Below are 13,052 nucleotides of genomic sequence, written 5' to 3' on the forward strand. Positions count from 1 at the left end.
CTTTCTACAAAGGACTAAAGTAATTCGTATAAACACTATCGGGTAGCAGGCGCTTTTGGGTAGAAAATACTTTATTCTTGCGCTTAAACAACTCAAAGTGCTTAGACATCTCGTCTTTCATGTTATCCGGAGCGAGGTCTTCATTCAGGTTTCCATCCAGTTTATATAATTGTCCTTCGGAAAGGTGATAATTGCCCCGTACAAAATCGATCAGTTGACTTTTGCTCTGCATCATGGCTATCCCTGTTCCTTTTCCCAAAGTGCCTTGATCAAGGCCCTGACCGACCCAGGTCACTTGTTGGGGGGTTTTGATGCCAAAATTTGCCCTATAGTAGGCCAACAATGAAGGGGCAATGTCAAAGTGGCTCACAATATTGTGAAAGGTCTTCGCTTGTTTTAGCAATGGCGAATAAATCAATAGCGGTACATGATACCGGTCAATTTTATTTTGCAATGGGATTTCCGGCATAGCATGATCGCCTGTAATAATAAAAATAGTATTTGCAAAATCCGGTCTCTTTTTATATGCTGCAAAAAACTTTTCCATCGCATCATCCAAATTTAAGACGGATACGAGTTGGGTCCGGTTTTCCTGGGCCCATTTTTTTTGCATTGGTGAGAAATCCATAGCTGCAATTCGTTGGTCAAATAACCGCTCGTAATATCCTGTATTGTTGATCAAGAAAGGATTGTGCGTGGACAATGTCAAAAGCAGATGGAAATACGGCCTTTCCTGCAGCTTCTGTACTTCAAGCAATTTGCTAAACACCGCCTGATCTTCATAACCCCAGCTTTCGCCCCCTTTTTCAGGCAGTTTTTTATAGGGTGGACCAAAAGCATCCTGATCAATAAGCTTATCGATTTTATTATAGTCCATAAATTTTTTCATAAAATCGAAATTGGAATGCCCTCCATAAAAGAATCCCGTACTGAAACCATTGTGTTTCAAGATATTAAAAAGATTAAAATGATTAGGCAATGTATCCTGTTCAAGAAAACCATGCACTGCAAATGGCAACGACCCCGTTAGCGTAGGCAAAACAGAAAATGTCCGCCCGGACGAACTTATGTTATTTTCCCAATACAACGATTGTTTTTTTAACGTGCCTATAAATGGCGTAAAATTACCGATGTAGCCATTTTCTGAACTATAAGCATGTCCTAGGCCTTCGATCACGAGGACGACCAGATTTGGGGCTCTTGTTGTTTTCTCAAAATAGGCTCCCAAAAAATCCTTCGTATCTTCCATTTTCAAAAAAGGGAATTTATTATCCATTTCTTTTGGATCTACATCGTCATCATCTTGATAGAGCGCAGTCAACATTCCGGGATGCTCTTCAGCATAATTTGATAAATTGGATTCAAAAAAATAACGCCACTTGCTTCGACTAACATTGGCCACGAATTCATCCTTTGTACCAGGAGTGCCCAAAATCGAAGCTGAAGAAATAAAATAGGATACAGCACCCAACGACAGGAGTACAATCCCTACATAGGCCTTTTTAAAGGTTCGCTTATTGGCAATCCAAAGCGGAATCCAAGTCGTCACAATCAGTAACAACAGTAAGGCGATATTTTTAAAGCTCAACATGCCGCTGGCTTCCAAAATCTGCTTCATCTCTCCGGAGCTGTAATAAAAGAGATCTGCACCAAGCAGATTTCTTGATTCTCCAAAGTACAAAAACAGGATAAATTGGATGACAACGATAGATGAAAACGAAACAACCAATAGGAATTTGGCCCAAAAACTGCTGAGGAATTGAAACAATAAATACCCGAAACCTACACAGGCTAAAGCTTGAAAAGCGAACAGCAAGTTATCAGCAAGCAGGTATTTCCCCGCATCTGCAATTTCTGCAAAACGTCGGCCATACCACCACCATTCCACGCCAATAGATAACATGTATAACACAAAGAAAACCAGCATCACGGGGCTTATACTCTTCAATGCTGAAGCGAATCGCAGACCGATGTATTTCCAAACGGACTCGTTTGCCTCTTTTTGCTGAAAACCTTGTCTAGTCATTTCGCCCCAGCCATGCTGTTTACGGAAGTAATCGACAACTCCCTGTACACTGGCTTTAACGACAATAGGGTGAAAATATAGCGGCTCAAGTATAGCGGTTGCGATCAGCGTGGAGAGGTCTCGTTTTTTTGTATACACTTGGTGACTGACCAGATCCACTAGGATAGCATAGATCGAATAGAGTACCCCAGAGGCAATTACCAAACCAAATAAAGCGAAGAAAAAAGGCCAATTGATAATACCGAGGATAAAAAAAACCGCGAAAACAATGTAACCTGTAAATTCGACCACTGGCCCCAAAAACTCAAAGAAAAACCAATAAGGCATACTGATCATACCAAAACGGCCATATTTAGGATTAAACATCAGTTTGCGATGCTTCCATAACGTTTCCATGGTGCCCCTCATCCAGCGGTTACGCTGTTTTCGCAAGACCTCTTTGGATTCAGGCACTTCGGTCCAACATAAGGGATCTGGAATATTGACAACTTTATAGGCTTGCTTTTGCTCTTCCATATAGCGTCGCATCCGAACGACAAGTTCCATGTCTTCGCCCACCGTATTTCTGTCATATCCCCCGCAGGCAAGGACGATCTGACGGTCAAAGGCACCAAATGCTCCAGAAATTAGAATCAGTCCCGAAGCCCTGGACCAAGCCATCCGCCCTAAAATAAAGGCACGGATATACTCCAGCGCCTGTGTGCGTCCTAACCACGATTTTGGCAAGTTGACATCTACGACAGATCCGTTAACCACATGACAGTTATTGGCCAAACGTATGACGCCTCCACAAGCGATTACGCGCTTATCTGTTTGTTCCAAAAAAGGCTTAGCTAGTTTTAATATGGCATCTTGCTCCAGAATACAATCAACATCAATACAAACAATATAATCACCGGATGAGATATTGACGCCAACATTAAGTGCATCCGCTTTACCACCATTCTCTTTATCAACGACGATAAGTTTTTTAAAAGCAGGATTTTTGCTTTTATAAATCCCTCTTATTTTCTTGGTCTCAATATTTCCCTGAACAAAAAAGGATGTTGGCTCGAGCTGATAGGATGCGATCAGTTTTTGCATGGAGTCATCTTTGCTGCCATCATTCACAATGATAATTTCCAGATTATGGTAATACAGAGACAGTAATGAACGCACATTTTCGACAATGGTCATTCCTTCGTTGTAAGCTGGAGCGATCAGACTAAAAGTAGGTGCATTGGGATTTGTGGCAATAATACTGTAATCCGTAAAGGTATTATTATGTTTATAACGGAATACCGCTCCATAAGCATATAGACCTATCCACGTGTAGATAATGAATACCGCAGCAGAATAAAGCAAAAATAGCCAAACTAAAATTTCATATACAATATGGGAAAACTCTAACATTTTTTCTCTTGCAAAGCGTGTTTTATAATTTGTTTAAGCTGATCATATGTATCTGACTGCTGCGAAATTTCTTGTAGGTAATATCTTTCCCCTAAAACGACGAGCACTTCAGCCGCAGCGATTTTGATCGCGACCTCCTGATGATTCCACAATTGTTCCTTCAAAAACTCCTCACTTTCTTTACTCCTAGCGGCCTTCATGGATTTTAAAATTTCAAGCTGAACTTCAATTGGCTGTTGACCAAAGCAGGTTATAAACTGTCTGACTGTCGTGCTGTTTTCAATGGCTTGCATCGTTCGTATAGCTTGTACACGAACGGCAGTAGCGGTATGGTCAAGCAAATCATAGATCGCTGTATAATAGGTCATCAATCTAAATTTTCTAATCAAGCGAAGGGTAAAAATAACAACGGAGTCATTTGTACTCTTTAACCACACATCTACCTGCAAGTCAGATTGTTCAGGTATTTGATGAATGGAGTATAAAAGACGTAATTGCTGCCAATCTGATAAGGGTTTATTGAAATGTTCCAAAAAACCTAGACCTTCATAGCCCTCAAAGCTCACCATTGCATATTGTGCTTCTTGATAAACGGTCGTGCGTTCATCATGTAGCTTGGCTTTAATTTCAGGAATTGCTGCCTCAACATTCATCGCAGCTAATTCCTGTATACCACCAGCTACGCGATAAGCTTTCCTCTCACGAAGTTTCCGCCAAGCTTCGTCTTCTAATTTAAACTGATGAAATAATGAATTAATGGCTTGTTTGGCTGCTCCTGAAAATTTTCGGTCAGAGTCGACCAGTACATTCAAAAAAAGTGCCCGGAACGAAGGCTCTTTCAAATGCTTACTGAATGCACTGTCACGTTCGCTTTCTCCGTCACCGCCGACAATCGTCTCCATAATCTTATATTCGATAATTCGCTTCCACATGTGACGGTAATGTAAGATTCTATAGCTATAAAAACTATAGGACAATACCGAGATAATCAGTAGCAATACCAAGATCAGGACGACGATAATCGCCAAGATAAGTTCGTGTAGCGCGATATCATAATGCATAGTTTAACGCTATTTGTCTGTTAGCCGTTTTATTCTCAACATCAACTCATTTGGACTAAATGGTTTAACCATAAAGTCGGAAGCACCAAGATCGAAGGCATCCACAACAACCTCTTCCTGTCCCATGCTCGACAATACAATGACCGGAATCTTTTTTTCGATACTTTTGATAGCTGAAAGAATTTCTATTCCAGAAGCAAAAGGCATCATGATATCAGTCACAACCAAATCCAAATCCAGTTCACTGATTTTTTCGATGGCTTCGCGGCCATTTCTGGTTAAAACTACTTCGTGGCCTTCCTTTACTAATTTGTGTTCTACGGTACGTAAAATTAACTCGTCGTCTTCGGCAATTAAAATCAACATATTCCTATCTATTTAAAATTTTTGTAATCAAATCCAAGCCAGTCTCCATCTCTTCTTCAATAGCCGAAAAGGCTTCTGATAGATCGGTTTCGGACGAAATACTAGCTTCCAATTCTCTCGTCAATTGTGCAAGCTTAATGAGTCCAGCCGTTGAGGAGGTTCCCTTTAATTTATGTAAAAGCTCCTTAATACGCTTCAGGTCATTGTCGCTTTTTACCGCCACAATTTGTGCTTTGGAGGCAGTAATTTCTTTGATGACCAAGTCAAGGAAGAAGGATAAAAATGCAGGATCATCACCAGCTTGTTCATTTAGACGCTGCATATCCAAATGCATCACTAAATCATCTGTTTCTGCTCCTGGTGTTTCAGGAACTTCGACGGATAACATCGCCTGTTGTAACGCATTGAACAAGTCCTGCTGCCGAATAGGTTTAGCCAGAAAGTCAGACATACCAGCCGCTAGGCAACGCTCCCTCTCTCCGGAAACATTACCAGCAGTAATACCAATAATCGGCGTGTTTTGATATCGCTGCATCTGGCGAATTTTTTTTGTTGCTTCGATACCGTCAACTTCCGGCATTTGCACATCCAGCAGGATAAGGTCAAAATATTTCTCTTCACAAGCCCGGATCGCCTCTGCTCCGTTTGACACCTCTGTTAAAATTGCATCCGGCATAATACTCGCCATCATTCTTAAATTTAAGGCCATGTTTACCGCATTGTCGTCAGCTAGCAAAACTTGGATCCCCCTACCGTAAGCATTTGCATCTAGCGATAGATTAGCTTTCGCCTGCCCTAACTCTTCCTTGTTCTGTTGAATTGCTCTGCGCAAGGTCTGATATAATTCGTCCGATTTAATGGGTTTCAGTAGGCAAAACGAGCGTTCTTCCTGTCTAAATGCTGAAATTACCTCGTGTTCTTCAGAAGACGTATGCAATACTATCAACGGAATGCCCTCTCCCTGGTGCCGAAAGAGTTCCTTAATCTTTTCAATAGTTTCAAGTCCAGATAAAATAGGCATATGATAATCCATTAAGATCACATCAAATCGTTCGCCTTTCATTAGCAATTGCAATGCTTCCATGCCATTTTCCGCCAAGACAGATTCAACCTGCTTATAAGCAAGCATGTGCTGCAGAATAATACGGTTGTTGGCATTATCATCCACCACAAGTACTCTATTTAATGGCAAATCTGCATCTTGGCTTGCCATCTCTTCACAGGCAACTTCAATATCAAAGTAGAATGTCGATCCTTTTCCTAATTGGCTGGTTAGGTTTAACTTGCTCCCCATATACTTTAATAAATTATTGGAGATGGTCAGTCCTAGCCCAGTTCCGCCATATCGTTTGCTGACCGAACTGTCTTCCTGGGTGAAAGCATCAAAAATACGCAGCTGTTTTTCCTCAGGTATTCCTATCCCCGTATCACGCACTTCAAAGCGAAGACTTAGTTTATCGCGTTCATGATGGAGTCTACTTATTTTAAACTCGATTTCACCCTGCTCCGTAAACTTAACCGCGTTGCCCAATAAATTAATAAGAACTTGTTTAATACGCGCTTCGTCAACCCATATAAAGGCCGGCAACCCTTGTTCGATATTTAAAAGCAATTCGACTTCTTTTCTTTGCGCTTGGTATAATACGACATTGATCACTTGGTTTGCGATATCATATACATTATATTTATCGACAAACAGCTCAAGTTTTCCGGACTCAATCTTCGAAAAGTCCAAAATATCATTGATGATGTTCAACAAACTGTTGCCAGATTCATTAATATACCCCAGATATTGCATTTGGGTATCATTCAACGGAGTTTTCAGTAATAAATCCGAGAATCCGATTACGCCATTCAATGGCGTCCGAATTTCGTGACTCATGTTCGCCAAAAATTCGGATTTGGCCTTACTCGCCAAATCTGCCAATTCTTTTGCGCGTTTTAACTCTTCATTGATATGTACAGATTCCGTAATATTCTGCGTGAAGATAATTATTCCGCCTATACTTCCATCGGTCAGGTGCCATGGTCTTACCTCCCAGTTGAAGTGTTGTGGTTCGGCAATTCCGCCGACCTGAATAACTTCGTCTACATTCTTATAGGGTATGCCCTGCAATGCATTTTGATAGATTTTCTTTCGCTGGTCCGGAATATCCGGAAAAAGTTCAAACAGGTTTTTAGTGATCAATTGATTTTCATCCTTATGAAAATCTTCAATCCATTGATTGCTCAGCGACACATAATTAAAATCACGGTCAAACATCGCAACGGACGCGGGCACGTAATTTACAAAGGCTCGCAACATGGATTCTTTACGTTCCAATTCAAGATACAGCGATTTACTCTTATCGATATCCTGAATGATACCAAATACACGCTTACAGACATCATTCTCAAATTCAGGGATTCCTTTCACCCTGACCCAGATTGTTTCTCCATTCTGTTTTAACAGGCGAAGTTCCGTATCATAGGGTTTTCTACTACGGACCGATTCTTCGAATATATGCCGCAGTGCTAGTTGGCTATCCGATTCATAAAAGCCAATAGCGTGTTCAAAATCAGGTGTAAAATGCGGATCAACACCATGAATTAATTTTGTTGAGTCGGACCAATATACTTTATTTTCGGCGAGGTTCACTTCCCATCCACCGACTTGAGCAACGGCATTGGTCTGTTCTAGAATCTGTTTAGTATGCAGTAGATCGTTCTCGAGACGCATGCGATCAGTCATGTTTAGTGCTGTACTGACCACATAGGGTTTGCCGTCTTCATCAACCTCGACCATATTATGATAAAGCCAATAAATATCTTCACCGTCTTTTGTCTGTAAGACCATCATTGCGGAGTCCTCTTTATTCTTAGCGATACGCTTTAGGTATTCTTCAACCAGTCCCACGTGGTGAGGTGGAACCAATTTCCTCAGATTAAGCGACTTAACCTCCTGCTGTTCGTATTTCAGCATCGCCCTACCTTTTTCATTCACAGCGAGAATATTCCCCTCCATATCATGCATACTCATAAGCCCGATTGCGTTCTCAAAAAAACTTCGGAATCGGCGCTCCGAATTCTCCAGTTTCAATTTTTCCTGCCGTTCTTTTGTAACATTACGGCCAAAGGCCAGAATTTCATGATTGATGGCGTCATATTTAAAGTGCCATTCGATAATTACTTCACTGCCATCCGCTATAAGCGTCAAAGAGGTAGATTGAATATCATAGTCCACACTCAGGATCTTTTTTAAATCAGCTGCTAAGATCTTTGATTCATCCTGCAGTAATGTAAACAAGGATTTCCCAATGCTATCGAGCCTCGGGATCCCTAATATGTTGGTAAAGGCTGGATTAACATCTTTGATTTGACAACTTTCATCCAATACACAAATCACATTATTCGTTAATTGAAAGATTTCGGAGAAATAACCCGCCTGCCGTTTTCTTTTTTTTCCCAGAAGGATTTTAGTCACTCCTTTTCCTAATTCTTCCAGGAGATGACGTTGTTTATCAGAAAGTGACTTGGGTTGAAAATCTATGACACAAATGGTTCCCAGCGCGTCTCCATCATCATCTAGAAGCGGTATACCAGCATAAAAACGAATATTGCCTTCACGTATCAATGGATTAGAGGATGAGCGCGGATCTTTAAAAGTATCTTCGATAACAAGCACCTCTTTACTCGTTATAGTGTATTGGCAAACGGTATTCTTTCTCTCAACGGTATCCAGCTCGATGCCCACACAACTTTGTATACGTTGTGTGTGCTCCTCCATTATGGCAATCAATGCTGCTGGACAATCTGTTATCAAACAAGCAGCCTGGGCAAATACATCCAATTCTGGCTCTTTCCCTAATCCCATTAACTCATAGGACTTTAATTTCTCTATTCTTTGCTTCTCATTTTCGGGGAAATTTTGACCTGCCATAAATTGCTATCTGTTATATATGGTTAATTGTGTTTGTGAAGTTAACAAAAACATTGTTGAACACATAAATAATAAGGAAATATCATTAGATACGTTCTTTAAAGGAACAATCCTAATTCAAAATAGTTGGTTCTGGAAATGAAGATTAGCTTAATATCATTGTTGTCGTTCGATCGACCTTCTTAAGAATTAAGTTTTTTCTAAAGTAAAGTGTACTTTAAGCTGCAGAAATATTGACCATTACACGATCAAAAGATAAATGTATAAAACGAGCTAAAAACAAAAGGTCCTACAATTGTTTAGTAGGACCTTCTTCTCCGAGAACGCAGTGATATTAAAAAAGATGCTCAATATTACGTTCAGCATATCCGGCACTGGCCGTCATCCCTTTGCCTCCGATACCGGTACGCACATGTATTCTTGGACTGACATCAACTTCGAGAATGTGGTCTTTATGCTGCGCGTAGAAACCTGGCCAAGATGAAGCAATCCAATCTTGCTTCATCGGAATAATACGGTTAGCTTCGGCAATCATTAGCTCATTGACATAGGTATCAACAGCAAACCCCAAGTCATCCAATCGATTGCCAGCCGCATATTCATGCGAATCGCCCACGATAATACTGCCATCCGTCGCCTGTTTAAACAGAATATGTATACCGTATTTACGCAATTCATTGTAGTGTTCAGGTACTGGAATAGAACCGAATGATGGGCAATATTCTTCAAAGCTTTCATACCGGCGAATTGTTAATCCGGTCAGGATATTTCCAGGTAGCTGGAGCTGATGCAAAGGTTTTGTGCGCATCATTTGCAATTTACTAATTTCGAGACCGCTATCGTCAAACAAAGAGCGATATAAGATCTTAAATTCGTAGCCATTACAGATAATGATTTTCGCTCCCTCAAAAACTTCGAGGCTACTTGTTGTCAAGTGTGCCTTTTCATTGGCATCTTCACAAGCGATAACAGTTGTATCATATTTAAGCGTATATTTTCCGAATTTTGCCTGCATATAAATATGCAGCTGATGGATCATTGTTTCGGGTTCGGCACTCAGTTCCTGATCAAAAACAATAGCTTCTTGAACGTAATCGGCACTCATAGCAGGATATTTTGCTAGAATTTGCGCTTTGGACCAAAGGGCGTGTTTATATCCCTTCGTTTGATAATGTGCAGACAGCTCGTGAATGACCTGCACTTCGTCAGCATCAGAAGCAATATAAATACTGCCATTGTTCCGAATGGATATATCCATGTCCTGCTGGATAGATTGATATATTTCCAATCCGCGGACACCGTAATCAAACCATTCCCCCGCCATCCCTGATGGCACAACCTGCCCGAAGTTGCGCACGGTGGATCCAACAGGAAAATTATCCTTTTCCAGCTGGAGCACTGTTAAGCCTTTTTTCAACGCATGATATGCATGAAAAGTTCCCAAGATACCACCGCCGACAATAATTAAATCGTATGTATTTGTTTTCATTCTTTAAAATAATTAGCATTAACTTATTTGTACTTCGCCACTACCCGCTTGCCAGGGCTGAACCAATTCATCCTCTTTCTTCGTTTTCATCTGCTCTTTCTTCCGAACGAAATAAACTAACGAAAAGATTCCCAAAATAGCACCTATAATGGACGCCAGATAAACCAGCTGAATAAAATAAGCACCCCAAGTGACTGAATTTGGTAAAAATTCTTTATTCATTAAAATTAAAAAGCTCCCTAAATAGCCAACGGAATCAGCCATATACATGACAAAACCAATATTACTTTTCATACGGTAGGTCGCAATCATCCGTTCAAAAAATATGGCATTATAGGGAATATAAGCCATATAAAGCCCCAAACCGACGAGTAACATCCAACTGAGCCCCCCAATCCAATGCATGGAAAATAAATAAGTCGAAAGTCCAGCGGTCAGAAAGCCCAAAATAATCATATAATGGATCAACCTAAATGCCTTCAAATTGTCTTTTACCATAATTAAACAGCTTATTAAAATCAAGACAATCAAAGCAATCATTCCATCAACTTTTGCAAATATCCCGGCTCCTTTCAGATGTAGCATCTGCCAGATCTCTACCTCAAAATTATCGCGAACGTCACGTAAAATCGTTAACATCGTATAAATAATAATGGTCAGAATAATACCTGGCATAAATACCTTGAAAAAATGTCTGCGCATGCCGGCATCCATAGCTACACGTTCGGTCCGCAACTGCTTATCTTGCGCAGTTGGGCCTGGCGCATTTTCCAGAATCCAAATACACAGGACAAAAGGCATAAAAAAGAGCATACCGGTAAAAAAAGGCATCCAGAATTCATTGATGTGGAAAGTGAACATAAGCCAGCGTCCTACCGTTTTAATAAAACCGGAAGCAAAAATCAAACTGACAGACATTACCGCGCCCATAATTTCCGTATATCGACGACCTTCCAGGTAGCTGGATACCAAACCCCAGACCATCCCCAACGGGAAACCATTGATAAAAAGAAAGAGTACATTCCAGGGTTTAGGGAAAAGTGCAAAAGCCAATAAGCCAGCCCACGAAATACAAATCAAAGCAAGTAAGTAGCGCCCTCTATTCCGCTGCTTGCTTTCAGAAATAAATTTAATCCCATAGAATTTCGAAAACAGATAGCCCAACATTTGAATAATAACCATACACACTTTATAATCTATTCCCAAAATAGATTCATTGACAAAAGCCGATGCCGTAAACGATTTTCGGAATGAATACATACTTGTATAACATAAAAATGCTGCAATAGCCAGTAAAAAGGCTACTGACCGTTCGTCTAACCTGGCTATCCGTTTTTTTATTAGCTGGTTCAAATCCATGATTTAGAATTGCTGACGGACCTCATTGTCCGCAATCAAAAGTAAATTCTGGAAATTAACAAAATACTAAACTTTTGTTAAGTATTTATAAACAAATATAAGTAACCGAACCGACATTGTACACACCTCAATAAAAAAGCATCAATGGAAATCCATTGATGCTTTTTTATTGAGGTGTGTAAGGAATAGAATTACCGTTTATTTTCGAAGAAATATATAATGAGCATTAAAGCCTTTTCCGTCCCTATATTACGAGGTGTATGTGAAAGCCGCCCATTAAAGAATATGGAATCTCCCTCTTCCAGCTGAATACGTTGATCCTGAAAGATATATTCAATTTGTCCGCTGATGATATATTTATACTCATAAGCTTCCGTCTCTACCATTGGGCGTTGTGCATCGGGCAACAGTTCCAGAAGTACAATATCCATCGTGGAACTCTCTATTGCTGAGGTGAAAATACGTTTGTAGTGAAATCCAAGGGCATGCTCTTTTTCGAAGGATGTATAGCTGTCCTTTTTTCGGACAACAACTGGCCCTGCATCCAATTCGGAATTAAAATCTTTAAAGAATTCGTTCAGATCAACATCCAGTGCATTAATAATATTAATTAACACCAACAGAGAAGGTATGGTCCGGTTATTCTCAATCTGTGATATCAGCCCTTTGCTTACTCCGGCTTTATCAGCAACTTCCTGTATGGTAATCCCCTTCTCCTTGCGGATTTCTTTTATTTTATGACTAATCTTAAATATTGTCTTATCTTCCATAATTGGGATCAAAAATAAACATTATTTTTCTGCTCGGTATGTTAACTTTTTGTCACTTAATTTCGACCCAAACCCAGTCTTACTGGTACACCGCACTTCTTCTAAATCTTAGTTCCTGTTTATTATTGGTAAACCTTGACCCAATCTATGCGCATTTCGACCGATAGCTGTTTCAAATCCACTTCCCCTACCCAAGTTCCGCCAAGCTGCTGATCAATAAACAGCTAAAAAGGTTGGTCATAGGGCCATTGGGACTCAACGACACCAGCTATCCGTGGATAGGTAAATGGTCCACAGCATTTAGCTGAAATACAATCCGATCTGGATACCAGTTGATACCATACACATTGTAGTCCTCCGCATTGACTTTTGCAATTCCTGAATGTTTCGGATTATCCTTCTGTCCTAAATTCAACGTATAATGTGAATGGGTAGTTTGATAAATAATATCATCAAAATTATGGTGCTCCATGCTATCAATTTCACCATTTCTCGGGTACAGCCATATTTATCCAACTCGGCAAGCATCCACATAGCCGGCCAGCCCGGTTTTTTGTGAATACAGCTGTGGATTCTCTTTTGGGTTGTGATGGACGCTACAAGCGCAGATAAGGATATAAAAAAGGCCTGCACCTAAAATTCGCTTCATTTAGATTATTATTTTCTGCTT

8 protein-coding genes are annotated in these 13,052 nt (G+C 40.3%); all 8 read right to left on the minus strand.

Going from position 1 to position 13,052, the window contains the following annotated elements; genetic code table 11:
* Positions 1–4: 4 nt before the first annotated feature.
* Positions 5–3,418, minus strand: a complete 3,414-nt coding sequence (locus HPC41_RS12795; RefSeq protein ID WP_172394388.1) for a sulfatase-like hydrolase/transferase — start codon at positions 3,416–3,418, stop codon at positions 5–7.
* Positions 3,412–4,479, minus strand: a complete 1,068-nt coding sequence (locus HPC41_RS12800; RefSeq protein ID WP_172394389.1) for a hypothetical protein — start codon at positions 4,477–4,479, stop codon at positions 3,412–3,414. Before HPC41_RS12800 ends, HPC41_RS12795 begins: the two co-directional genes overlap by 7 nt.
* A gap of 9 nt (positions 4,480–4,488) precedes the next feature.
* Positions 4,489–4,845 carry a response regulator transcription factor gene (locus HPC41_RS12805; RefSeq protein ID WP_172394390.1) on the minus strand — a complete coding sequence of 119 codons (357 nt, stop codon included), beginning with the start codon at positions 4,843–4,845 and terminating at the stop codon, positions 4,489–4,491.
* Positions 4,846–4,849: 4 nt separating this feature from the next.
* Positions 4,850–8,764: a response regulator gene (locus HPC41_RS12810; RefSeq protein WP_172394391.1), complete on the minus strand. Its 3,915-nt coding sequence runs from the start codon at positions 8,762–8,764 to the stop codon at positions 4,850–4,852.
* A 334-nt stretch (positions 8,765–9,098) separates the two neighbouring features.
* Positions 9,099–10,253, minus strand: a complete 1,155-nt coding sequence (locus HPC41_RS12815) for a TIGR03364 family FAD-dependent oxidoreductase (RefSeq protein WP_172394392.1) — start codon at positions 10,251–10,253, stop codon at positions 9,099–9,101.
* Between the two features lie 18 nt (positions 10,254–10,271).
* A complete protein-coding gene (locus HPC41_RS12820; protein WP_172394393.1) occupies positions 10,272–11,612 on the minus strand; it encodes a DUF5690 family protein in 1,341 nt (446 codons plus the stop codon).
* Between the two features lie 191 nt (positions 11,613–11,803).
* Positions 11,804–12,382, minus strand: a complete 579-nt coding sequence (locus HPC41_RS12825; RefSeq protein WP_172394394.1) for a helix-turn-helix domain-containing protein — start codon at positions 12,380–12,382, stop codon at positions 11,804–11,806.
* Positions 12,383–12,650: 268 nt separating this feature from the next.
* Positions 12,651–12,854: a LamG domain-containing protein gene (locus HPC41_RS25125; protein WP_216660744.1), complete on the minus strand. Its 204-nt coding sequence runs from the start codon at positions 12,852–12,854 to the stop codon at positions 12,651–12,653.
* Positions 12,855–13,052: the final 198 nt, after the last annotated feature.

The sequence above is a fragment of the Sphingobacterium prati genome (assembly GCF_013167215.1).
Classification (GTDB): Bacteria; Bacteroidota; Bacteroidia; order Sphingobacteriales; family Sphingobacteriaceae; genus Sphingobacterium; species Sphingobacterium prati.